This window comes from Ruegeria sp. CDSB086, assembly GCF_059611065.1.
The window spans coordinates 370,446-391,729 of the sequence record NZ_JBXWOV010000004.1 but is presented as its reverse complement, the minus strand read 5'-3'; the positions used below and the strand labels follow the sequence as shown (position 1 = coordinate 391,729).

The 21,284-nt window shown below is 55.3% G+C and carries 26 protein-coding genes; 16 read left to right on the top strand and 10 right to left on the bottom strand.

The features are described 5' to 3' along the window. The first annotated feature begins 41 nt into the window (after positions 1 to 41). From trxA to AC2FIO_RS11115, 3 genes are all read left to right on the top strand, one after another. Positions 42 to 362, top strand: coding sequence for a thioredoxin (trxA, locus tag AC2FIO_RS11125; RefSeq protein ID WP_058275159.1), 321 nt, complete (start codon positions 42 to 44; stop codon positions 360 to 362). 91 nt (positions 363 to 453) lie between these two features. Then, positions 454 to 804, top strand: coding sequence for a Lin0512 family protein (locus AC2FIO_RS11120; RefSeq protein ID WP_496697614.1), 351 nt, complete (start codon positions 454 to 456; stop codon positions 802 to 804). Beyond that, the gene (locus AC2FIO_RS11115; protein ID WP_496697613.1) at positions 801 to 1,163 is read left to right on the top strand and encodes a Lin0512 family protein; all 363 of its coding nucleotides are present in this window, start codon (positions 801 to 803) and stop codon (positions 1,161 to 1,163) included. Before AC2FIO_RS11120 ends, AC2FIO_RS11115 begins: the two co-directional genes overlap by 4 nt. A gap of 61 nt (positions 1,164 to 1,224) precedes the next feature. On the opposite strand, the gene AC2FIO_RS11110 is transcribed toward AC2FIO_RS11115, so the two are convergent. Then, complete coding sequence (locus tag AC2FIO_RS11110) at positions 1,225 to 1,419, bottom strand: DUF1127 domain-containing protein (RefSeq protein WP_109313874.1); 195 nt, start codon at positions 1,417 to 1,419, stop codon at positions 1,225 to 1,227. Between the two features lie 197 nt (positions 1,420 to 1,616). On the opposite strand from AC2FIO_RS11110, the gene hslV reads away from it, so the two are divergent. Both hslV and AC2FIO_RS11100 read left to right on the top strand, forming a co-directional pair. After that, on the top strand, positions 1,617 to 2,174 hold the full coding sequence (gene hslV / locus AC2FIO_RS11105) for an ATP-dependent protease subunit HslV (protein WP_496697611.1): 558 nt from the start codon (positions 1,617 to 1,619) through the stop codon (positions 2,172 to 2,174). Next, positions 2,171 to 2,524 carry a hypothetical protein gene (locus AC2FIO_RS11100; protein WP_496697609.1) on the top strand — a complete coding sequence of 118 codons (354 nt, stop codon included), beginning with the start codon at positions 2,171 to 2,173 and terminating at the stop codon, positions 2,522 to 2,524. The genes hslV and AC2FIO_RS11100 overlap by 4 nt, the downstream gene beginning before the upstream one ends. A gap of 19 nt (positions 2,525 to 2,543) precedes the next feature. On the opposite strand, the gene AC2FIO_RS11095 is transcribed toward AC2FIO_RS11100, so the two are convergent. Together AC2FIO_RS11095 and AC2FIO_RS11090 are read right to left on the bottom strand one after the other, a co-directional pair. Further along, positions 2,544 to 3,785, bottom strand: a complete 1,242-nt coding sequence (locus AC2FIO_RS11095; RefSeq protein ID WP_058275153.1) for an MFS transporter — start codon at positions 3,783 to 3,785, stop codon at positions 2,544 to 2,546. Between the two features lie 116 nt (positions 3,786 to 3,901). Then, a complete protein-coding gene (locus AC2FIO_RS11090; protein WP_058279372.1) occupies positions 3,902 to 4,303 on the bottom strand; it encodes a DM13 domain-containing protein in 402 nt (133 codons plus the stop codon). 197 nt (positions 4,304 to 4,500) lie between these two features. Here AC2FIO_RS11090 and hslU point away from each other — a divergent pair, with 197 nt between their 5' ends. The 3 genes from hslU (at position 4,501) to AC2FIO_RS11075 (ending at position 8,224) form a co-directional block, all read left to right on the top strand. Then, on the top strand, positions 4,501 to 5,808 hold the full coding sequence (gene hslU, locus AC2FIO_RS11085; RefSeq protein WP_108860507.1) for an ATP-dependent protease ATPase subunit HslU: 1,308 nt from the start codon (positions 4,501 to 4,503) through the stop codon (positions 5,806 to 5,808). Between the two features lie 98 nt (positions 5,809 to 5,906). Beyond that, entirely contained in the window at positions 5,907 to 7,007 is a 1,101-nt protein-coding gene (locus AC2FIO_RS11080) for an alpha/beta hydrolase (RefSeq protein ID WP_496697606.1), read from the top strand. Further along, positions 7,004 to 8,224: an MFS transporter gene (locus tag AC2FIO_RS11075; protein ID WP_496697604.1), complete on the top strand. Its 1,221-nt coding sequence runs from the start codon at positions 7,004 to 7,006 to the stop codon at positions 8,222 to 8,224. The genes AC2FIO_RS11080 and AC2FIO_RS11075 overlap by 4 nt, the downstream gene beginning before the upstream one ends. Here AC2FIO_RS11075 and AC2FIO_RS11070 read toward each other — a convergent pair. The 3 genes from AC2FIO_RS11070 to AC2FIO_RS11060 are packed head-to-tail and all read right to left on the bottom strand — an operon-like array spanning position 8,221 to position 10,498. Further along, the gene (locus AC2FIO_RS11070) at positions 8,221 to 8,808 is read right to left on the bottom strand and encodes a Smr/MutS family protein (protein WP_496697602.1); all 588 of its coding nucleotides are present in this window, start codon (positions 8,806 to 8,808) and stop codon (positions 8,221 to 8,223) included. The genes AC2FIO_RS11075 and AC2FIO_RS11070 overlap by 4 nt on opposite strands. Beyond that, positions 8,808 to 9,842 (bottom strand): murein transglycosylase A, encoded by a 1,035-nt coding sequence (gene mltA / locus AC2FIO_RS11065; RefSeq protein WP_282119802.1) that lies wholly within the window; start codon positions 9,840 to 9,842, stop codon positions 8,808 to 8,810. The genes AC2FIO_RS11070 and mltA overlap by 1 nt, the downstream gene beginning before the upstream one ends. After that, the gene (locus AC2FIO_RS11060) at positions 9,839 to 10,498 is read right to left on the bottom strand and encodes a Tim44/TimA family putative adaptor protein (protein ID WP_282119801.1); all 660 of its coding nucleotides are present in this window, start codon (positions 10,496 to 10,498) and stop codon (positions 9,839 to 9,841) included. Before AC2FIO_RS11060 ends, mltA begins: the two co-directional genes overlap by 4 nt. A 107-nt stretch (positions 10,499 to 10,605) precedes the next feature. Here AC2FIO_RS11060 and AC2FIO_RS11055 point away from each other — a divergent pair, with 107 nt between their 5' ends. Then, positions 10,606 to 11,106, top strand: coding sequence for an FxsA family protein (locus tag AC2FIO_RS11055; RefSeq protein WP_108860513.1), 501 nt, complete (start codon positions 10,606 to 10,608; stop codon positions 11,104 to 11,106). A 54-nt stretch (positions 11,107 to 11,160) separates the two neighbouring features. Further along, entirely contained in the window at positions 11,161 to 11,658 is a 498-nt protein-coding gene (gene secB, locus AC2FIO_RS11050) for a protein-export chaperone SecB (protein WP_058275145.1), read from the top strand. 27 nt (positions 11,659 to 11,685) lie between these two features. Here the strand turns inward: secB and dnaQ are convergent, their stop codons facing one another. From dnaQ to AC2FIO_RS11030, 4 genes are read right to left on the bottom strand one after another with little or no spacing between them, the layout of a single operon-like run. Further along, positions 11,686 to 12,408 (bottom strand): DNA polymerase III subunit epsilon, encoded by a 723-nt coding sequence (gene dnaQ / locus AC2FIO_RS11045; protein WP_108860514.1) that lies wholly within the window; start codon positions 12,406 to 12,408, stop codon positions 11,686 to 11,688. After that, positions 12,401 to 12,994: a dephospho-CoA kinase gene (gene coaE, locus AC2FIO_RS11040; protein WP_496697597.1), complete on the bottom strand. Its 594-nt coding sequence runs from the start codon at positions 12,992 to 12,994 to the stop codon at positions 12,401 to 12,403. Before coaE ends, dnaQ begins: the two co-directional genes overlap by 8 nt. After that, positions 12,991 to 13,824 carry a shikimate dehydrogenase gene (locus tag AC2FIO_RS11035; protein WP_496697595.1) on the bottom strand — a complete coding sequence of 278 codons (834 nt, stop codon included), beginning with the start codon at positions 13,822 to 13,824 and terminating at the stop codon, positions 12,991 to 12,993. The genes coaE and AC2FIO_RS11035 overlap by 4 nt, the downstream gene beginning before the upstream one ends. Beyond that, entirely contained in the window at positions 13,821 to 14,420 is a 600-nt protein-coding gene (locus AC2FIO_RS11030) for a Maf family protein (RefSeq protein WP_496697593.1), read from the bottom strand. The genes AC2FIO_RS11035 and AC2FIO_RS11030 overlap by 4 nt, the downstream gene beginning before the upstream one ends. Before the next feature lie 403 nt (positions 14,421 to 14,823). On the opposite strand from AC2FIO_RS11030, the gene AC2FIO_RS11025 reads away from it, so the two are divergent. The 6 genes from AC2FIO_RS11025 (at position 14,824) to AC2FIO_RS11000 (ending at position 21,272) form a co-directional block, all read left to right on the top strand. Then, on the top strand, positions 14,824 to 15,273 hold the full coding sequence (locus tag AC2FIO_RS11025) for a CopD family protein (RefSeq protein WP_282170586.1): 450 nt from the start codon (positions 14,824 to 14,826) through the stop codon (positions 15,271 to 15,273). A gap of 122 nt (positions 15,274 to 15,395) precedes the next feature. Further along, the gene (rho, locus tag AC2FIO_RS11020; RefSeq protein WP_058275260.1) at positions 15,396 to 16,667 is read left to right on the top strand and encodes a transcription termination factor Rho; all 1,272 of its coding nucleotides are present in this window, start codon (positions 15,396 to 15,398) and stop codon (positions 16,665 to 16,667) included. Between the two features lie 30 nt (positions 16,668 to 16,697). Continuing rightward, complete coding sequence (gene mnmE, locus AC2FIO_RS11015) at positions 16,698 to 17,984, top strand: tRNA uridine-5-carboxymethylaminomethyl(34) synthesis GTPase MnmE (RefSeq protein ID WP_496697591.1); 1,287 nt, start codon at positions 16,698 to 16,700, stop codon at positions 17,982 to 17,984. A gap of 12 nt (positions 17,985 to 17,996) precedes the next feature. Next, the gene (gene mnmG, locus AC2FIO_RS11010; protein ID WP_496697589.1) at positions 17,997 to 19,865 is read left to right on the top strand and encodes a tRNA uridine-5-carboxymethylaminomethyl(34) synthesis enzyme MnmG; all 1,869 of its coding nucleotides are present in this window, start codon (positions 17,997 to 17,999) and stop codon (positions 19,863 to 19,865) included. Next, the gene (rsmG, locus tag AC2FIO_RS11005) at positions 19,862 to 20,476 is read left to right on the top strand and encodes a 16S rRNA (guanine(527)-N(7))-methyltransferase RsmG (protein WP_496697587.1); all 615 of its coding nucleotides are present in this window, start codon (positions 19,862 to 19,864) and stop codon (positions 20,474 to 20,476) included. The genes mnmG and rsmG overlap by 4 nt, the downstream gene beginning before the upstream one ends. Then, on the top strand, positions 20,469 to 21,272 hold the full coding sequence (locus tag AC2FIO_RS11000) for a ParA family protein (RefSeq protein ID WP_058279264.1): 804 nt from the start codon (positions 20,469 to 20,471) through the stop codon (positions 21,270 to 21,272). Before rsmG ends, AC2FIO_RS11000 begins: the two co-directional genes overlap by 8 nt. Positions 21,273 to 21,284 lie beyond the last annotated feature (12 nt).

Here is a 21,284-nt window from a genome sequence, read left to right as displayed (position 1 = left end):
CTACGTTCTGTTCCCGAGATACCCCATTCAGGAGACAGAATATGTCGACCGTTGCCGTTACCGACGATACCTTTGACGCCGAAGTCAAAAACTCTGATGTCCCCGTTGTGGTGGATTTCTGGGCCGAATGGTGTGGCCCCTGTAAACAAATCGGCCCCGCTCTGGAAGAACTGGCCAACGAATACGGCGGCAAAATCAAAATTGCCAAGGTAGACGTGGACAGCAACCCGAACGCCGCTGCCGCCATGGGTGTGCGTGGCATTCCTGCTCTGTTCATCTTCAAGGACGGTCAGGTTGTGTCGAACCGCGCCGGTGCTGCCCCCAAAGCCGCACTGCAAAGCTGGATCGACGAATCCATCTGATCCGATGTGATCGGTTTTGATCAAGGGCGTCCGAATTCGGGCGCCCTTTTTTGTGACTGGCTCAATTGGGCCATCAATACAGGGAAAGCAAATGGCGAAAACACGGGTTCTGGTGGAATTCGGGATGGGCACATCCCTGCGGCGCGAGGATTACACTGAGGCCGCCCTGCGGGCGATCAAGGATGCGCTGTGGCATAACTCGGTGAACATGGCCGAGCTGTTTGGGTTTCCGAAAGAGGCGATGATCATCGACGCCGAAGTGGGTGTGCAGCAGCCCGACAAGGTCGATACCGATATGCTGAAGGCGATCTTTCCGTACGGCCAGCCCAACATCACAGTAACACAGGGTGGTCTGGATATCGATAAGCCCCACATCGATGGCTGCACTGTGATCGCCAACGCGGCGGTCATCGTCTCATTCGATATGGAGCCCGCCCAATGACCGAGAAGCGTATTATTCTGGAAATGGGCACTGGCAACGATCTGTACGGTCAGGATTACACCAAAGCCGCCTGTCGCGCCGTGCAGGACGCGCTGCATCATTCGTCGATCACGCTGTTTTCCAAGCTTGGAATCGATCACACGGAGATGCGGGTTCAGGTGACCATCGCCGTTCAACAACCTGATGAGGTTGACTGTGACAAGGTCGCCGCCGATCTGCCAAGGGGCCGCGCCGAAGTGCGGGCCGTCAAGGGTGGGTTGGATGTTGTGGATGACGCCGCTGGCACGCGCCATGTCATCGCCACTGCCGCGATCGAGGCGTATTTGCCGGATCAGGCTGGTAAATACGTGCAAAGCTGACAAAGAAAAAGCCGCTCGGATACCCGGGCGGCTGCTTCAAATTCTGGTTCTGATTGCAGGATCAGATTTTTGCGATATCCGCACGCACCAGACCGATGTCTTCCAGCTGTGCGTTGGTCAGACCCGACAGGATCTTGCGTGTCTTGCGGCTTTCGTTCCACTCAACAGCGGATTCGAAGACATTGATGAATGCATCCACTACGTGCAGGATGGTAGCTGCTCCGAGTGGGGCATGGATGTTTGCAGTTGTTGCCATGTTCCCAGTCCTTGTATCTGAAACAGCCGACCCGTTGTCGGTTGTGAGCCTCATGTAGTCCCACGGGCGGGGACTCACAATTGCTGGTCTGGTAACCCCGGTTTGCGTTTTGTGCATATCTTTTGGGCAGTTGTGCAACGGGTTGCGCCGATCCCGCACCCGGCCCATATATAGCGACTGAGAACACGGAGGCTTTCATGGCGGACAGCGATTTTCCCGGATGGCACGGGACCACGATCATTGGTGTCAAAAAAGGCGGGCAAGTCGTTATTGCCGGGGACGGACAGGTCAGCCTGGGCCAAACCGTGATCAAAGGCACTGCGCGCAAAGTGCGCCGCTTGTCACCGGGCGGGTTTGAAGTTGTCGCCGGATTTGCCGGTTCGACCGCTGACGCTTTTACTCTACTGGAACGGCTTGAGGCGAAACTGGAAGCGACGCCCGGTCAACTGGCTCGTGCCTCGGTCGAGCTGGCCAAGGACTGGCGCACCGACAAGTACCTGCAAAAACTTGAGGCAATGCTGATCGTCACCGACGGCAAAGACCTGTTGGTCATCACTGGGGCTGGGGATGTGTTGGAGCCTGAACACAACGTGGCGGCCATCGGATCGGGCGGGAACTTTGCCCTGGCCGCAGCACGCGCGATGATGGACAGCGACAAACCCGCTGAAGAGGTCGCGCGTGAAGCCATGGCGATTGCCGCTGACATCTGCGTCTATACCAATGGCAATCTGACGGTTGAAACGATCACGTCATGAGCGAGGTTCTGGCGGCAATATTCGGCGGTGTTATTGGCGGGATATTGGGGCCGATCATTTTTGAAGAGTATAGGTCGTGGAAACACCAAAAAGACTGGAAGGAACCTCGTAAAGAGCTCCTGAAGTCCATGCTCTTGGACCCCAAATTCAAGTTTAAATCTCTAGAACGACTCAGCCGCACTATCGGTTGCACCGAAGATGACACACGATCGCTGTTGATTGAACTTGGTGCACGCGGAACGATCCTGAGGAAGTCCAAAAAAGAGGGTTGGGTCCTGATTGACAGAGCGCCGCTAAAGGAAGACGTGCGCAATCTGGAAGAAGAAGAGCTCGAAGAAGATCTGCCTTGATGGCTCTACATTATGAAGCTTAGGCCAACAGCGCCGAGATTTCTTTCCCCTTCCAGCGCCGGTACATGCCGACCAGCCCAAGCAGGGCGGTTGCTATGACGATGTAATAGGGCAGGCGGATGTCGATACTCATCAATCCGCCGCCGACCAGGGACATGACACCGCCGGCAAGACAGAAGACCGCCGTCGTAACGCCCATGACCCAACCTTGATCCGCTTCGCCAACGCTGGACGAAAACAGACCCAGCAGGGTCGGGTAGGCGACGCCAAAGAAGAAATAGAAGAAGAAGACCGGAACATAGCTCAGTACGCCGCTGGGGCTGAAGGCGAAGCCAAAGCCGCAGATCACCATCACCACCAATGAGGTATGGATGATGGAATGCTTGCTGAACCTCTCTTGCGCTGGTTTCACGAGGAATGTGCTGGAAAACGCCAAGGCAAAACCGATGACCACCATAGCCATGCTGCCACCGATGACGCCGTAGCCCCATGCACTGGTCAGGAAATTATCGACGAATACGTAGAACGTGACATTGGCAATCATGAACAGCGCATAGACAGGCAGGATTTTCAGAACCAACGGGTGTTCACGTACCGCGATCAGACTGTCGGTGATATCGCGCGGGCGAAAGACAAATGCCGCGCGCTCGGTGCGGGTGTCCTTGAAGAAAAAGCTCACCAGGAAGATGGCGATCATCACCAGAACAAACGCGCCGTAGAACGGCATCTTGAGCGTGGCATAGCTGCCCAGTATCGCTGCATCGGACAGAACAGCTCCGATAATCGGGCCGCCGACCAGACCAAAGCTGACGCCGGTGATGATATACCCCATGTTTCGGTCGCGGTCGGCGGCATCGGTGCTGCCGTCAATCATCGCCGCTTGTGCAATGGGCTGATTACCCGCCGTAAAGCCGGTGATCGACCGACCAACGATCAGCAGAAGCAAACTGTTAAGGTAAAGTGCCGTGATGGTGATGGCATAACCGGCCAGCGCCCCACCTAAACACACCAACAAAGCATTCTTACGCCCGATGGAGTCCGACACTTTCGAGACATAGACCACACCCAAAAACCACGACAGAAAGAAACACCCGATCACCAGCCCATAGTAGAAATGGCGCTGGCCCATAGATGTGCTTTCCGGCAGGAACCCGGATTTTGTTTCCATGATCAAAGAGTTGATGATGGGAAAGACCAGCCCTTGTCCGATCAGATCTACAAATACCACGAACAACAACGTAATCTTGGCAATCTTCGTCATGATACACACCTTGGAACTGGTTCCTTGAGGTGAGTGTAACAGACAGGCGCAATGGCACCTAACGCCTTGTCAGAGGCCGGTAATTTACCGGCCTCCGGGCGCAATTCGTCGTTGGGTTACGAAAGCGCTGCAACACCCAGCGGAACGCCGGCAACGTCACACCAGATGTAAACTTCGTTATAGCCCGAGATATCCATGGTCGGCGGTACCGCATAAGACTGCTTGCCTTTCAGGTTCAGCAGCGCGCCCAGTTTCGAGTTCGGGTCATAGGTGCCATCCTTGCCGAAGGCCACGCGCGGGTCCGGACCGTTATCCAGCGAAAAGTCATCACCCAGCTCAACAATATAGCGCTCACCGTCTTTGACCACTTTGACCGAACCGGTGGTGATATGTTTCGAGCGGCCTTCGAATGTGCCCTTTTTCTTGGCTCCGCCGGCGGCGGCGACATTGGCACTGGCCAGAGTCAGAGCGGCGCCCGTTGCAGCGGCATTCAAAAAGAGCGAACGACGAGTCATCATGATGTGGGTCTCCATTTCAAAGTGCAGGCGAACTTGCCCGTCGCGGCAGACTATGCGCAGCTATTTTCTGTCTGGCGATTCACATCACCACGATTTTCCGTGTGCAGACCGTGTGTTGGCGTGAGTTTTTCGTGATCAGCTTGTGTTTTTGTGGCTTATGATTAGGTTCCGGTGCGAAACAATTGGATAGAACTCACATGACCGACCTGACCCCGCGCGAAATCGTCTCGGAACTGGACCGTTTCATCATCGGGCAAAAGGATGCCAAACGGGCCGTGGCCGTTGCGCTTCGCAACCGCTGGCGGCGCAAGCAGTTGGCCGACGACATCCGGGACGAGGTCTATCCGAAAAACATCCTGATGATCGGCCCCACCGGTGTCGGCAAAACCGAAATCAGCCGCCGCCTGGCGAAACTGGCACGCGCGCCCTTTATCAAGGTCGAAGCCACCAAGTTTACGGAAGTGGGTTATGTCGGTCGTGACGTGGAACAGATCGTGCGCGATCTGGCGGACGCAGCGATCCTGCAAACCCGCGAATATATGCGCGAGGATGTCAAAGCCAAGGCGCATCAAGCCGCCGAAGACCGCGTGATCGAGGCCATTGCAGGCACCGATGCCCGCGAAGGCACGCGCGAGATGTTCCGCAAAAAGCTGAAAGCGGGCGAGCTGGATGATACGGAGATCGAACTGGAGCTGTCCGACTCGTCGAACCCGATGCCAATGTTCGATATTCCCGGCCAGCCCGGTAGCCAGATGGGGATGATGAATCTGGGCGATATCTTCGGCAAGGCCTTTGGCGGACGTACCGTGAAACGCAAGATGACCGTCTCGGAAAGCTATGAAGCCCTGATCGGGGAAGAGGCCGACAAGCTGCTGGATGATGAGATCGTTAACCGCATCGCGCTGGAATCCGTTGAACAGAATGGCATCGTGTTCCTGGATGAGATCGACAAGGTTTGTGCCCGCACTGACGCGCGGGGCGGCGATGTCAGTCGCGAAGGGGTACAGCGCGACCTGCTGCCTTTGATCGAAGGCACGACGGTATCCACCAAGCACGGCCCGGTCAAAACCGACCATATCCTGTTCATCGCGTCGGGTGCCTTCCACATCGCCAAACCTTCGGACCTGTTGCCGGAGCTTCAGGGCCGCCTGCCGATCCGCGTGGAATTGCGCGCGCTGACCGAAGAAGACTTCGTGCGCATCCTGACCGAAACCGACAACGCCCTGACCCGTCAATACACCGCTTTGATGGGCACCGAAGAGGTCACGGTCAGCTTTACCGATGACGGAATCGCGGCCCTTGCGCGTATCGCAGCTGATGTGAACCAAAGCGTCGAAAACATCGGTGCGCGTCGTTTGTACACGGTGATGGAGCGCGTGTTCGAAGAACTGTCCTTTACCGCGCCCGATCAGGCCGGAATCTCGATCACGGTTGATGCCCAATTCGTGGACGACAATCTGGGCGAATTGACCAAATCCACTGACCTCAGCCGTTACGTTCTGTAACATCGCCAGCCAGTTTTTGCCGCTTTGGCAGCGTTGTGCCGCTGGACGCCGGGCCAGAATGAGATAGCGTAGTCGCAATTCACCCAGAGGGCTGACCAGTGCTGCGCTATTTAATAATTCTGATTACGTCCCTGTCGCTAAGTGCGTGTGTCGATCGGACAGTAACCGAGATTGTTCCATCAGCCGTAACTGTCGGAACACCTGAGAAGATATTCGCAGCCACGACGCGAGCGCGTGAAGCAGACGGAACTTATGGATTCAAGCGTGGGGAAGCGCTGAAGTTTTTGGAAACAACAGTGTCGATCCCGCCATCACACACACCGGGAACATTGAAATTCTCTTATGCGAATCCGAACCCGAAAAAAGAATTTGTTCTTACAAATGTGACCGAACTGGGCGGGCCAAAGGGTTTACGCGAACATTTGCGCGGCGAAGACGATGTTACGATTTTTGTACACGGCTACAACTCGACCCAAACCGAGACGATTTTCCGCGCGGCCCAGCTGACCCATGACATTGGTCTTCCCGGCTCCACGCTGGTTTACTCCTGGCCTAGCCGCGCGACCGGGTATGGATATGCCTACGATCTCGACAGCATGTTGTTTGCCCGCGACGGGTTGGAGCAGACGATCCGTGACCTGAAATCAATGGGTGTCAAACGCATTATTCTAGTCGCGCATTCCATGGGTGGCGCCCTGTCAATGGAGATGATGCGACAAGCTGAACTACAAGAACCGGGTTGGGCCAACAGGAACATCGAAGGGGTCATCTTGATTTCCCCTGATCTGGATGTCGACGTGTTTCGATCGCAGATGAAGCGTATTAAGAACCCACCAGATCCTTTCCTGGTTATGGTTTCGCAAAAAGACAAAATTTTGAATATCTCCGCTCGCCTTCGCGGAACGGATGAGGGCGAGAGATTGGGCAGGATCAGTTCGCTGGAAACACTCGAAGAGTTCCCGATAAACGTGATTGATACAACTGCGTTCAACAAAGACGCCGAGTCTTCGCATTTCGTTGCCGCCACCTCTCCGGCACTCTTGTCGATCCTCAGTTCGCTGCGACGCGTAAACAATACATTTGGGCGCGAAGATCGACCGGGCATCGACATTCTGGTTCCGCCCAGCCAACGCAATCCAGACGGTGCGACCGAAATTGTTCTAACCGAAACAGGACAGGCGCAGGTCAGCTCTCCGTGACGCAGTTCAGCCTGCGTCTGTATCTGCGGGACAATGCCGCCTGGTTGGGCGCGGGAGTTTTGCTGACCTTTCTGTCCAGCTTTGGGCAGACCTTCTTTATCTCGATCTTTGCCGGAAACATCCGCGCAGAGTTCGGTCTTGGTCACGGCGCTTGGGGTGGTCTGTATTCACTGGGCACCACCGTATCAGCCGTTGTGATGATCTGGGCCGGTGGGCTTACGGATATTTTCCGTGTCCGGGTTTTGGGGCCAGCTGTATTATTGGGCCTGGCGGTTGCTGCCATGGCCATGGCCGTGAACAGTTGGCTTGTCCTGTTGCCGCTGGTGGTTTTTTTATTGCGCCTGTTCGGGCAGGGGATGAGTGTCCATCTGGCACAGGTCGCCATGGCGCGATGGTTCATCGTTACGCGTGGCAAAGCCCTGTCGATTGCATCGGTCGGCTACGCGATTGGTGAAGCACTGCTGCCGCTGGCATTTGTGGCCGCGATGGCATTTCTGGACTGGCGATGGCTGTGGGTGATATCTGCAGCGATCGTCCTGACGGGGATACCCGTTCTAATGCGGCTTTTGCGTCAGGAGCGCACGCCGCAGAGTCTGGCGGATGCGTATTCAGCAACAGGGATGCAGGGCCACCATTGGACCCGGAAAGACGCGCTGTTTCACCCTCTGTTCTGGTTCATGGCCCCGACTATACTGGCCCCATCGGCCTTTATCACCGCGTTTTTCTTCCATCAGGTGCATCTGGCCCAAATCAAAGGCTGGCAGCATATCGAACTGGTCGCCCTGTTTCCGGTTTTCACCGGCGTATCCTTGATTGGGATGTTTGCGGCCGGCTGGGCGCTGGACAAATGGGGCACAGCGAGATTGATGCCTTTTTACCAAATCCCGATCGCAATTGGTTTTGTGATCGCAGGAATGACAAACTCGATCGGCGGGGCCCTGATTGCAATGATCTTTCTGGGCCTGACGGTTGGAGCAAACAACACGCTACCAAGCGCCTTTTGGGCTGAATTCTACGGCACCAGGCACATCGGGGCGATCAAGGCGATGGCCACAGCAGTTATGGTTTTGGGATCAGCAATCGGCCCCGGCCTTACCGGGATATTGATCGACGCCGGTATACCGCTGAGCACACAGTTCCTGTGGATCGGCGGTGTTTTCATTCTTGTATGCCTGTCGGCTAAAATCGGAATTACGCGCGCTGTGCGCTCGCTTTAACGCGTCCGGCGCAGATAGACGTAATAGGCCCCTTCGCCCCCGTGGCTGATATGGGCCGGGGTCACCTGCAGAACCGCCTGTGCAAGCGGCGGCAAGGCCAACCATTGCGGCACCTGATTGCGCAAAACGCCGCGTGGAGTTGGGATTGGGCCGGGTTCATCCCTGTCCTTGCCCTTTCCGGTGACAACCAGAACAAGGCGCTTACCTGACGCCTGGGCCGTTAGAATAAACCGGGTCAGCGCCGGAAAAGCCGTGTCCATGCGCATGCCATGCAGGTCCAGTTTCCCTTCAGGCTTAATCTTGCCGCGTTTCATACGGCCAAATGCCTTGGTGTCCATTTGCACCGGGCTGGTACGCAAATTTTCACTGATCGAGGGCTTAAACGCATTTCGCACGGGTTTACCGGGCGCGTTTTGTCCGACCTCGAATGCCTCAAACCGGGGTTTTGGGGGTTTGTTCGGCTTGGATTTGGGCAGTGTGACCGGGTGGACCGATTGTGGAATTTCGGGATGCAGCCGCTCAGCCTGTTTGGCGACCTTGCGCCACAGCTCGATCTCGTCTGCCGTCAATTTGCGTCGGGACATCAGAATTCATCCGGTAACAGGGCATAGGCCCGCTGGATCGGCAGCAGCAACACCATCCGCCCCGGATCCCTGAGGCGCCCGGCGGCCTTTCCCGCCTCGTCCCCTGTGCCAAAGAATATATCCGCGCGCTGCGCCCCTTTGATGGCGGCACCGGTGTCCTGCGCAATCATCAACCTTCGCAACGGGGTCTTGCCGTCCTTTTCCACCCAAACAGGGGCACCCAGCGGCGTATGAGCCGGATCAGCTGCAATACTGCGCATCGTGGTGACCGACCGGTTCATGGCACCCAGCGGCCCAAGCTCGGGCGCAACGCGCGAGACCTCGCGGAAGAACACGTAAGAGGGGTTGTGAAACAACAGCTCTGCCCCGGCTTCGGGATTTTTGCGCACCCAAGCGCGGATCATCTGGGCGCTAACCTCATGCGCACCCAGCGCCCCCTGACGAATCAGCTCAGTCCCGATGGAACGATATGGGTGACCGTTCGCGCCGCCATAGCCGACGCGCAAGGCACTGCCATCAGGAAGGCGCACACGCCCCGAGCCCTGAATCTGCAGAAAGAACAACTCGACCGGGTCATCCACCCAGGCGATCTCAAGGCCGCGGCCCTGCATCGCGTCGCCCGTCAGGATTTCACGGCGGCTGAGCCAAAGCCCTTCGGCCCGCGCCTCTGGCGGCATTTTGTAAATCGGATATTTGAACCGGTCGGTCCGGGTTTTAGACCCGTCCAGTTCAGGTTCGAAATAGCCGGTGAACAGGGCCTCTTCTCCGTCCTCGACCAGAACCGGACGAAAGAACAGCTCAAAAAACGACCGCGCCGCGTCTGCGTCGTAGGTTCGGGCGACGCGACACAATGCCTGCCAATCCGGATCGTCCAGATCGCCGCAGGTGTTCAGAAATACCGAAAGGGCCGCCCCGTGATCGTCGGCAGCCCATCCATCCAGATCGTCAAAGGAAAGAATTGATCGCGTCGGTTCCGCGCTGGCGGCAGTGGTCATAACTGCCACCAGAAATAGCGACCGGAGCGCGCCAATCATGCGTCCGTGGCAACAAGCAGCCAGTTTGGATCATCAGCGCCCATGACACGGGCAAAGGTCCAGCTGTCCTTTTGGCGTTTAATAGTGTTTGGGTTGCCTTCGATGATATCACCGCCACGATCACGCACGACCGAGGTCAGCTCGCCCACAAACCGCATGGTGATTTCCGCCTGGTTTGTGTCTTTGTCGAAGGTCGCATCCGCCAGCGCGGTTTCGCGCACGCCGACAAACTCGGCCTCGATGGTCAGACCCTGGTCTTCACGGGCCGCCACAACTGAAACAAATGTGTCAAACACCTCTTCGGACAGGAAGGGCTGGATTTCATCCAGATTGCCCTTTTCGAACCCCATGACGATCATCTCATAGGCTCCGCGGGCACCCTGCACGAATTCACCAACAGAGAATTCGGGCTCGACCCGCTTCATCGCGGCCAGCGTTTTCGCCTGTTCGCTGTCTTCGGCGACATGGTCTGTGATGTCATGATCCGGCCCGCCTTCGATCACCTCGAAGCCGCGACGCGACTTGTCCGCCTCGGGTTGCTGTTGAACAGGGGGTTTCTCAAAACCCTCACGTGTACCCAGCACGCTTTTCAGGCGCAGGATCAGGAAAACGGCAATTCCGGCCAGGACCAGCAACTGGATCATCGGTTCGTTCATTTCATCCTCTTTTCAGACCGCGACTTTGTATACGCGGCCTCATGCCACTATGTAGGTGACAGATCGTGGCAAGTCCACAGCCCGGCCTAAGGGAAAGGATAACGCAGATGTACCTGTTCTTGGCATTTTTGTTGGTGCCGATCATCGAGATCGCCCTGTTCATACAGGTCGGCGGCCTGATTGGCCTGTGGCCTACGCTGGCGATCGTCGTTCTGACGGCCGTTATCGGCACCTTTATGGTAAGGACACAAGGTCGCATGGCACTGGTCAATTTGCAGCGATCCTTTTCTGAACTGGATGACCCGACCGAGCCTTTGGCCCATGGCGCGATGATCTTGCTGTCTGGTGTTTTGCTGCTGACGCCGGGATTTTTCACCGATGCCGTTGGCTTTGCACTGCTTGTTCCGGGTATTCGAGTGGCCGTATTCAAATACCTGAAATCCAAGGCGACCATCACGCATTTCCAGATGGGCACCGGCGCGCAGTTCCGCACTGGTCCCACCCAGTTTGATCAGGATGACGTGATCGACGGAGATTTTACCGAAGTTCGCCCGCGTCAGAACCCCTCAAAGCCATCCAAATGGGTCGAAGGTCCACCCCAGCATTGAGGTGCCGCGCCCAACTTGCTAAGCAGTGGCAAATTTCATTTTCGGAGTAGATCCATGGCTGACGAAAGCCCTGCAGAAAACACCGCGGCACAGACCGCTCCTCAGATCCAGATGCGCGTTCTGGGACAGTTCATTCGCGATATGTCTTTTGAAAACGTGATGGCGCAAAAAGGCGTGTCTGGTGACGTTCAGCCCGAGATTGCCGTTCAGGTGAACCTGGACGCCAAAAAGCGCCCGACCGAGCATCAGTACGAAGTCGCCGTCAAACTGAACCTGACCTCGAAAGCTAAGGGCATGGAAGACGTTCTGTTCCTGTGCGAGCTGGATTATTGCGGCCTGTTCCACATCGAAGGCGTGGCAGAAGACCAGTTGCACCCGTTCCTGATGATCGAGTGCCCGCGCATGCTGTTCCCGTTCCTGCGCCGCATTGTCAGCGACATCACCCGTGACGGTGGTTTCCCGCCGGTCAACCTGGACAATATCGACTTTGTTGCGCTGTACCGTAACGAGCTGATGCGCCGTCAGGCCGAAACCGAAAAAACCGAAGCCTAATCGGTACGACCCGCGCCGGGCAGGGGCTCAGGCGCGGGTCCACAGGGCGTTTTCGCCCAGCTTCTCCACAAATGTTTCATGTGCCGCGCGTTCTTCCGCGGTGATTTTCGACGCCAGCGGCGTCGGGCGCGCTGTTGGCCGCCAATCGTCCCCTCCGCCACCGGCAGATGCCGCGCTGGTAGACAGGCCAAAGTCCGGCTGTCGCCCGCCAATCAGTTCCAGGTAAACCTCGGCCAGAATTTCCGAGTCGAGCAGCGCGCCGTGCAGCACCCGGTTCGTATTGTCGATGTTGAACCGCCGACACAACGCATCCAATGACGCGGGCGAGCCCGGAAACCGTTTACGCGCAATTGCCAACGTGTCCAATGCCTGATCCATCGGCAGTTGGGGCAACCCCATCCATCTGAGTTCCGCATTCAGGAATTTCATGTCGAAGGATGCGTTGTGGATTACCAGTTTGGAATCCTGAATGAAATCAAGGAAGCCCTGACCCACCTTGGCAAAAACCGGCTTGTCTTTCAGCGTGACCTCACCCTTTTCCGGGGGGCGCGGAGTGTCCAGCAGGTCGGGACCGATACCGTGCACACCAAATGCCTCTTCGGGCATCGAACGCTCGGGGTTGATGTAGACGTGATAGGTCTCACCCGTGGCCATATGGTTCCACAGTTCGACTGCGCCGATTTCTACGATCCGGTCACCGCTTTCGGGATCAAACCCCGTGGTTTCGGTATCGAGTACAATCTCACGCATTAGCCATCCCCGCCCGTATCTGCCTGACCACATCCTGCACCTGTGCGCGGGCGTGGTCCAGTGTGTCCGTCATGATCACAAAGTCCGACCGCGCGCATTTTTCGTCATTGGGCATCTGCTTGGCGCGGATCTGTTCGAACTGCGCCTCAGTCATCGTTCCGCGCTCCATCACACGTCGCTTTTGCTCGTCCGCCGGGATCTGAACACAAGCAACCGCATCCATCGTCGCATTGCCGCCTGTTTCAAACAACAAGGGTATGTCGAAAACCAGAATGTCCGCCGTGGCGCTATCCCGAAAACCCGCCCGGTCGGCGGCCACCAAAGGGTGCACGATGCTTTCGATCACTTTCAATGCCGTCGGGTCCGCGGAAATAGCTTGTTTCAAGGCATCCCGACTGACCGCGCCATCAACAATTGCCTCAGGAAACGCATCACGCATCGGCTCTACCGCTGCGCCGCCCCCTGAATACAGTCGATGCACAGCTGCATCCGCATCCCACAGCGCACAGCCTTCGTCCACGAACATTTGCGCCGTGGTGCTTTTGCCCATTCCGATCGAGCCTGTCAGGCCAAGAGCAAAGCTCATCCCAGCACCGTGGCGCGCAACTCATCCGTTGCCTCGGGCCGTTTGCCAAACCAACGCTCAAAACCTGGAACCGCCTGGTGCAACAACATGCCCAGACCGTCGACGGTTGTGCACCCGGCCTCTTCGGCCGCTTGCAGAAGCCTGGTTTTCAGAGGGACGTAGACAAGATCAGTAACCACAGAGCCCGGCTGCAACCCATCCAGCGGCACACGCAATTCGGGCTGTCCCTGCATACCCAGCGATGTGGTGTTCACCACCAGCTCCGCATTCTCGATCACATTGCCGGCCTTGACCCAATCGACCACGGTTATGGGCGGTCCAAATTCTTCTTTCAATTGGTCGGCCCGGGCACGCGTGCGGTTGGTCAGTATAATTTCGGGCACACCGGCATCTACCAGGGCCTGCAAAACGGCGCGCGCAGCCCCGCCCGCGCCGAAAACCACGGCTGGTCCGTCCTGTGGGTTCCAGTCGGGCGCCCCTGCAAGCAGGTTTTCCATAAATCCATAGCCATCGGTGTTATCTGCATGGATCGAGCCATCAGGCTGAAAGACAAGTGTATTCGCCGCACCAATCTTTGCCGCCCGATCTGACACGTGATCCGCAATCTGCAAGGCGGCTTCTTTATGGGGGACGGTTACATTCACGCCGACAAACCCGGCTTTGGGCAGGGTCCGCAGAACACTCTCCAAATCCTCGGGTGCGACGTCCATAGGGACATAGTGCCCGGGCAGCCCATAAGTCTTTAGCCAATGTCCATGCAGTTTAGGGGATTTTGAATGTCCAATCGGATGCCCAATTACGCCGGCCAAAGGAATTTGGTTATCCGTCATTGATCAATCACCCCTTTAACAGCCAGAAAATTCAGCAACTCCAACAGGGGCATACCCAAAACATTAAAATAGTCGCCGTCAATGGTCGCGAAAAGGCGCACACCTTCTTCCTCAAGCTTATAAGCCCCGACCGCATGGCGAATGCTGTCCCAGTTGCGATCTATGTAGTCACGTAGATAGGCATCGGAACTCATCCGCATGCGCAGACGTACCTGACCAACATGGCGCCAGATCGGTTCACCGTTCTGATAAATCACGGCCGCAGACAACAGCATATGTCGCTTGCCCCGCATTCCCTTCAACTGCGCCAGCGCGTCTTGGGGCGTTTCTGGTTTCGACAAAAGCTGGCCATCGAAGTCCAGCACCTGATCACAGCCCAGAACCATCGCGTCCGGGTTCTTGTCGCTAACCTTGCGGGCCTTCATTTCGGCCAAAGTGTCTGCGATATCCCGAGGGGGAGCGTCTTCGGCCAACAGGGCGCGTTTGGCAGTATCCTCATCCACGCGCGCGGTTTCCACCGTGAACGGCACGCCCGCATTGCGCAAAAGCTGCGCACGGATAGATGACCCCGAGGCAAGGATGATGGGGACAGACATGTGGAAAACCCCTGAGCAAATCGTTGAGCGTTCTAGGATGGTTTGTATGGTTTTCCGGTTGACACGCAACCCCGGGAATTTCGCCTGAAACTTCCCTGAGTCGTTCGAAGACCATCCTTTTGGGACAAGGATAACTTTGCTGCGCGGGAAAACTGGGATTTCCTGTCTTACCCAACGAGTTATCCCCAGATAAATTTGAATGTTTTTTGCCTAAGACACTGAATTTAAATCATAAAAATTGAAATCAACAGAATCACCCATTCGCGGCACAATTCTATCCACCTGGGGAAAACACTTGCGTAAAAAAGTAATCCACGGAATTTACTCACCCTACAAAACCATCATCCTTTTTCTTTTCCTATTTTTTTATTAGGGAGGGTTCCAACCAACGCTCGGAGCCAGAATGACCGATCTTCTTTTCACGATTTACCCGTGGGTGAAGTCATTGCACATCATGGCTGTGATCTCATGGATGGCAGGTTTGTTCTATTTGCCCAGACTGTACGTCTATCACGTTGAGAAAGCCCAAAAGGTCGAAGGCGCAGAAACCATCTTCTTTGAGATGGAAGAGAAGCTGCTGCGTGTGATCATGCGACCCGCGATGTATGTAGCCTGGCTTTGCGGGTTGATCATGGTGTTCACGCCCGGCATTGTCGGGTGGGATTGGTCCTGGCCCTGGATCAAGGGTGCTGCCGTAATTGGCATGACCTGGTTCCATCATTGGTTGATGGCGAGACGTAGGGATTTCCTGGAAGGCCGAAACAAGCTCACTGGACGGCAGTTTCGCATGATGAACGAGGTTCCCACCGTTCTGATGGTTATCATCGTTCTGGCGGTCGTTGTGAAGTTCTGAAGGCCTGTTTGACTCCGACGGCCCGCGCGCTTATGTAGGGATCAACACGCCCGTCCGGGCGGCGTATCTTCCGTACTGAAATTCCACTTCGTGCCGCAATGTCAGCGGCGAAGGTATATATCATGTCCACTGAATCCCTGAATCTGGCCGACCTGAAGGCCAAAAGCCCCAAAGACCTTCTGGCGATGGCCGAAGAGCTGGAGATCGAAAACGCCTCGACCATGCGGAAAGGCGAAATGATGTTCCAGATTCTGCGCGAACGCGCGGATGAAGGCTGGACCGTTGGCGGCGACGGCGTGCTGGAAGTGCTGCAAGACGGCTTTGGCTTTCTGCGCTCGCCCGAGGCGAACTATTTGCCAGGTCCGGATGATATCTATGTCTCACCCGACATGATCCGCCAGCATTCCTTGCGCACCGGTGATACGGTCGAAGGGGATATCAAAGCGCCTGATGACAATGAGCGTTACTTTGCGCTTATCAAGGTCACCAAGATCAACTTTGAAGAACCGGAAAAAGCCAGACACAAGATCGCGTTTGACAACCTGACGCCGCTCTATCCCGATGAACGCCTGAAGATGGAGATCGAGGATCCCACCATCAAGGACAAGTCGGCGCGTGTGATCGATCTGGTGGCCCCGATCGGTAAAGGCCAGCGATCGCTGATTGTGGCGCCGCCGCGGACCGGTAAAACAGTGATTCTGCAGAACATCGCGCATTCGATCGAACAGAACCACCCAGAGTGCTATCTGATCGTTCTGCTGATCGACGAACGCCCCGAAGAGGTGACCGACATGCAGCGTTCGGTGAAGGGTGAAGTTGTGTCTTCAACCTTCGACGAACCCGCAACGCGCCACGTGGCTGTGTCTGAGATGGTGATCGAAAAAGCCAAGCGTTTGGTCGAGCATAAACGAGATGTTGTTATTCTTCTCGACTCGATCACAAGACTTGGTAGGGCCTTCAACACTGTGGTGCCATCGTCGGGTAAAGTTCTGACCGGTGGTGTGGACGCGAATGCTCTGCAACGGCCCAAGCGGTTCTTTGGTGCCGCGCGGAATATCGAAGAGGGTGGTTCGCTGACCATCATCGCCACCGCGCTGATCGACACCGGCAGTCGGATGGACGAAGTTATCTTCGAAGAATTCAAAGGCACCGGTAACTCGGAAATCGTTCTGGATCGCAAGATCGCAGATAAGCGCGTGTTCCCCGCCATCGACATCCTCAAGTCAGGCACCCGGAAAGAGGATCTGCTGGTCGACAAGGGTGATCTGGCCAAGACATTCGTCTTGCGTCGTATCCTCAACCCTATGGGCACAACCGACGCAGTCGAGTTCCTGTTGTCCAAGTTGAAACAGACCAAGACGAACGGTGAGTTCTTCGATTCGATGAACACCTGACATAGGTCTTAAACGACGCGAGGCCTTCGAATGGAAACGATATTCGCCTTGGCCAGCGCGCAAGGCAAAGCCGGGGTGGCGGTCATCCGCCTCTCGGGACCACACGCGCATTTCGCAGCTGCCAGCTTAACCGGACGCCCGCTGCCGTCTCGTGGTATGCGGGTCCGGTCGTTATATGCTGCGGATGGCGCACGGTTGGATGACGGGCTGGTTCTGACCTTTCAAGCCCCGGCCAGTTTTACCGGCGAAGACGTGGCTGAACTGCAGATCCATGGTAGCACCGCTTCGGTTAACGCAGTGATGCGGTGCCTTTCCGATATGGACGGGCTGCGGTTGGCGGAGCCTGGTGAGTTCACCCGACGCGCGCTGGAAAACGGCAAGATGGACCTGACACAGGTCGAAGGTCTTGCTGATCTGATTGATGCGGAAACCGAGGCGCAACGCAAACAAGCGCAAACTATTCTGGCTGGTGATTTGGGTGTATTGGCGGAACGGTGGCGACGCGATCTGATCCGTGCTGCATCCTTGCTGGAAGCCGTCATTGATTTCGCGGATGAGGATGTTCCAACAGACGTTACACCCGAGGTAAAATCCCTTGTGACGGATGTCATGGCTGATCTGCAACGTGAAGCAGATGGCGTACAGATTGCAGAGCGCATTCGAACAGGGTTTGAAGTCGCGATTGTTGGTCTTCCGAATGCCGGAAAATCAACCTTGCTAAATGCTCTGGCAGGGCGAGAGGCGGCGATTACTTCGGAATATGCCGGAACTACTCGCGATGTAATCGAGGTTCGAATGGATCTTGCAGGACTTCCGGTCACATTGCTGGACACCGCAGGATTGCGGGAAACTGAGGATCACGTCGAAAGCTTGGGAATCGAACTGGCAAGAAAGCGCGCCGATTCAGCTGATTTGCGTGTGTTCCTGACAGATGACCCGAAGGACCTGGGTGTTCAGATGATGAATGGCGATATACAGGTTTTGCCGAAATCTGATCTTCGAGATCCATCCGAAGGTGGAATATCCGGAAAAACCGGGCAGGGTATTGATCAGCTTATTTCCCAGATTTCGGATGTACTTAGTACCCGAACCACAAGCAGTGGTATTGCGACGCGGGAAAGGCACCGGGTTGCCTTGATCAAATCGCGGGAATCCCTGAGTTCTGCTATGGCGGTTCTGGAATCGGGTCCTGACTTGTATGATATCGCAGCAGAAGAATTGCGCACGGCGATCCGTGCCCTAGAAACCTTGGTTGGCAGAATCGGTGTAGAAGACCTTTTGGATGAGATCTTCTCGAGTTTCTGCTTGGGTAAGTAAGGAGTGTTTCACGTGAAACATTCAGATTTCGACGTGATTGTAATTGGCGCAGGCCATGCGGGTACAGAAGCAGCTCATGCGGCAGCGCGTATGGGTGTCAAGACAGCACTAGTCACATTGTCCGCATCAGATATAGGCGTCATGTCTTGTAACCCGGCAATTGGTGGGCTGGGTAAAGGCCATTTGGTCCGTGAAATTGATGCCCTGGATGGTGTCATGGGACGTGTTGCCGATCAGGCCGGCATTCAATTCCGCTTGCTTAATCGACGCAAAGGACCAGCCGTTCAAGGTCCCAGAACACAGGCAGATCGTGCGCTGTACCGCGCGGCCATGCAGAAAGAGACGGAAAAACAGACAGATCTTTTCGTCGTTACCGGGGAAGTTGTCGATTTCCTGATGGACGGGAACCAAGTTTCAGGTGTGAAACTGGCCGACGGTTCTGAAATCAAGAGTAAAACGGTTATCCTGACGTCCGGAACCTTCTTGCGCGGTGTCATTCATATTGGTGATGTATCCCGGCCCGGCGGTCGTATGGGTGATCGCCCGTCAGTCAAATTGGCAGAACGGCTCGACAGTTTCGAGCTACCCCTGGGGCGTTTGAAAACAGGAACTCCGCCGAGGCTGGATGGTCGGACGATTGATTGGAGTGATCTGGAACAGCAAGACGGGGATGATGACCCAACCTTGTTTTCATTCTTGTCAACAAAGGTGATTGCCCCACAGATTTCCTGCGGAATCACGCATACAAACGCGCGGACGCACGAAATCATTGAAAAAAACTTGTCTCGATCGGCGATGTATGGCGGACATATTGATGGGGTGGGCCCCAGGTATTGCCCATCCATCGAGGATAAGATCGTACGTTTTGCTGATAAGGAATCACATCAGATTTTCTTGGAGCCCGAAGGTGTCGATGATCACACGATCTATCCGAACGGGATTTCGACCTCTTTACCTCAGGACGTGCAGCTTGAGTATGTGCGTTCAATCAAAGGTCTTGAGGCGGCAGAGATCCTGCAGCCTGGTTATGCGATTGAGTATGACTATGTGGATCCGCGTGTTTTGACATCGACTCTCGCGCTACCAGATGTCGAAGGACTATATCTAGCAGGGCAAATAAACGGAACCACAGGATATGAGGAGGCAGCTGCGCAAGGCTTAGTTGCGGGGTTGAATGCTGCGCTAAAGGTGCTTGGCCGGGAGCCACTGCATTTTACGCGTGCTGACAGCTATATTGGCGTGATGATCGACGACCTGACAACACGCGGTGTTGTGGAACCTTATCGCATGTTCACGTCACGCGCAGAATTCCGTTTATCACTACGTGCGGATAACGCAGACCAGCGCCTTACGCCACTTGGGTTGGATATCGGCTGTGTTGGCGGTGATCGGAAGAGAGTGTTTACCAATAAAATCGAGAGGCTGTCCGCCGCAAAGTCCCAACTGACAGAAAAAACCTTTACTCCAAAAGAAGTTCGAGCAGCTGGTATCAATGTCAATCAAGATGGAAATCGCAGGGACGGGATGGCTATTCTGGCGTTCCCGGATGTTCACTTTGGTGATCTTGTTCCTCTGATGCCCGAGATTGAGAGTGTTGAGGAGGAGATCCGTCTGCAAGTAGAGCGGGACGCTTTGTACGCAAACTACATTGCCCGGCAACAAAAAGATGTTGAGGCAATGAAACGCGATGAATCATATGAGATTCCACGGGGTTTCGACTATTTTTCGATGGAAGGGCTATCTTCTGAAATGAAGCAAAAGCTTTCAAATGCAAAGCCGGAGAACATTGCACAGGCGGGGCGTGTCGAAGGAGTTACCCCTGCGGCACTGACGTTGTTATTGGCTAAGCTTCGACGCGATCAGAAGGTCCGCAAGGTATGAATGGGACCACTATTGATGATTTGGATGTTTCACGTGAAACATTCGAGCGCCTCACAACGTATGTGGAGCTTGTGAAGCAGTGGAACCCAAAAATCAATCTTGTTTCACGGAAAAGCTTGGATGACATCTGGGTTCGACACATTAAGGATTCCGTACAAGTTTATAGATGCGCAGGTCTATTCAAAAACTGGGTAGATTTGGGTAGTGGAGGCGGATTCCCCGGGATGGTTTGTGCCATAATGGCCATTGAAGACGCACCAGATGCCAATTTCACCTTTATTGAAAGTGACCAACGAAAGTCTGCCTTTCTGCGCAACGTTGCACGTGAGTGCGGCGCAAAATGCGCCATTATCTCCAAGCGAATCGAAGTGGTTGAACCGTTGAACGCAGATGTCCTTTCTGCGCGGGCTCTTGCTGATCTTCCTACGCTATTGTCCTTTTGCGACAGACATTTGAGCAAAAAGGGTCTGGCGCTGTTGCCGAAAGGCGAAAGGTGGAAAAAAGAGCTGGAAGAGGCGCAGGAAGAATGGAATTTCGACGTTGACCCGATTACAAGTTTAACTGAGCCTCAGGCCGTTATCCTTAAAATCAAAGGAGTATCACGTGGTTGATTTGTCTCGTCCCTCAGGGCCCCGGATTATTGCGGTAGCCAATCAGAAGGGCGGGGTTGGGAAAACCACAACAGCGATCAACCTTGCGGCCGGCCTGGCTGAGGCTGGATGCAAAGTGCTGGTTGTCGATCTTGATCCTCAGGGCAACGCGTCTACCGGGTTGGGGGTCGAAGATCGGGATTGGACGACGTATGACCTGATACTTGATGACGCGCCTTTGGAGGCGGTCGTTCAGGAAACCGAAATCGAGGGGTTGTTTGTTGTCCCGGCGACGGTTGATCTAAGCTCGGCGGATATTGAGCTGATATCCAATGAAAAACGCAGCTATCTGTTGCATGACGCACTGCGTCAAACCGCAATCGACAAGTTTGACCTGGATTTTGTGCTAATCGACTGCCCGCCTTCACTAAACCTTCTGACCGTCAACGCTATGGTTGCTGCACATTCTGTCCTGGTTCCGTTGCAGAGTGAGTTCTTTGCATTGGAAGGATTGTCGCAATTGATGCTGACCATCCGAGAGGTGCGCCAAACCGCGAATCCGGACCTTAGAATCGAAGGTGTTGTGTTGACCATGTATGACAACCGCAACAACTTGTCCCGCCAGGTCGAAAAAGACGCGCGTGACAATCTGGGTGAGATGGTATTTAAAACCAAGATACCCAGAAATGTGCGGGTCAGCGAGGCGCCGTCTTACGCGTTGCCCGTTTTGCAATACGACTCGGGATCACTGGGGGCGATGGCTTACCGGCACCTGGCCCGGGAAGTCATGCACAAGAACAAGAAAGTCGCCGCCTAAGCGACAGTGAGG

Excerpts from the sequence above, each read along its gene's own strand:
- trxA (WP_058275159.1), top strand. The coding sequence starts at position 42 with ATGTCGACCGTTGCCGTTACCGACGATACCTTTGACGCCGAAGTCAAA.
- AC2FIO_RS11120 (WP_496697614.1), top strand. The coding sequence starts at position 454 with ATGGCGAAAACACGGGTTCTGGTGGAATTCGGGATGGGCACATCCCTG.
- AC2FIO_RS11115 (WP_496697613.1), top strand. The coding sequence starts at position 801 with ATGACCGAGAAGCGTATTATTCTGGAAATGGGCACTGGCAACGATCTG.
- AC2FIO_RS11110 (WP_109313874.1), bottom strand. The coding sequence starts at position 1,419 with ATGGCAACAACTGCAAACATCCATGCCCCACTCGGAGCAGCTACCATC.
- hslV (WP_496697611.1), top strand. The coding sequence starts at position 1,617 with ATGGCGGACAGCGATTTTCCCGGATGGCACGGGACCACGATCATTGGT.
- AC2FIO_RS11100 (WP_496697609.1), top strand. The coding sequence starts at position 2,171 with ATGAGCGAGGTTCTGGCGGCAATATTCGGCGGTGTTATTGGCGGGATA.
- AC2FIO_RS11095 (WP_058275153.1), bottom strand. The coding sequence starts at position 3,785 with ATGACGAAGATTGCCAAGATTACGTTGTTGTTCGTGGTATTTGTAGAT.
- AC2FIO_RS11090 (WP_058279372.1), bottom strand. The coding sequence starts at position 4,303 with ATGATGACTCGTCGTTCGCTCTTTTTGAATGCCGCTGCAACGGGCGCC.
- hslU (WP_108860507.1), top strand. The coding sequence starts at position 4,501 with ATGACCGACCTGACCCCGCGCGAAATCGTCTCGGAACTGGACCGTTTC.
- AC2FIO_RS11070 (WP_496697602.1), bottom strand. The coding sequence starts at position 8,808 with ATGTCCCGACGCAAATTGACGGCAGACGAGATCGAGCTGTGGCGCAAG.
- mltA (WP_282119802.1), bottom strand. The coding sequence starts at position 9,842 with ATGATTGGCGCGCTCCGGTCGCTATTTCTGGTGGCAGTTATGACCACT.
- AC2FIO_RS11060 (WP_282119801.1), bottom strand. The coding sequence starts at position 10,498 with ATGAACGAACCGATGATCCAGTTGCTGGTCCTGGCCGGAATTGCCGTT.
- AC2FIO_RS11055 (WP_108860513.1), top strand. The coding sequence starts at position 10,606 with ATGTACCTGTTCTTGGCATTTTTGTTGGTGCCGATCATCGAGATCGCC.
- secB (WP_058275145.1), top strand. The coding sequence starts at position 11,161 with ATGGCTGACGAAAGCCCTGCAGAAAACACCGCGGCACAGACCGCTCCT.
- dnaQ (WP_108860514.1), bottom strand. The coding sequence starts at position 12,408 with ATGCGTGAGATTGTACTCGATACCGAAACCACGGGGTTTGATCCCGAA.
- coaE (WP_496697597.1), bottom strand. The coding sequence starts at position 12,994 with ATGAGCTTTGCTCTTGGCCTGACAGGCTCGATCGGAATGGGCAAAAGC.
- AC2FIO_RS11035 (WP_496697595.1), bottom strand. The coding sequence starts at position 13,824 with ATGACGGATAACCAAATTCCTTTGGCCGGCGTAATTGGGCATCCGATT.
- AC2FIO_RS11030 (WP_496697593.1), bottom strand. The coding sequence starts at position 14,420 with ATGTCTGTCCCCATCATCCTTGCCTCGGGGTCATCTATCCGTGCGCAG.
- AC2FIO_RS11025 (WP_282170586.1), top strand. The coding sequence starts at position 14,824 with ATGACCGATCTTCTTTTCACGATTTACCCGTGGGTGAAGTCATTGCAC.
- rho (WP_058275260.1), top strand. The coding sequence starts at position 15,396 with ATGTCCACTGAATCCCTGAATCTGGCCGACCTGAAGGCCAAAAGCCCC.
- mnmE (WP_496697591.1), top strand. The coding sequence starts at position 16,698 with ATGGAAACGATATTCGCCTTGGCCAGCGCGCAAGGCAAAGCCGGGGTG.
- rsmG (WP_496697587.1), top strand. The coding sequence starts at position 19,862 with ATGAATGGGACCACTATTGATGATTTGGATGTTTCACGTGAAACATTC.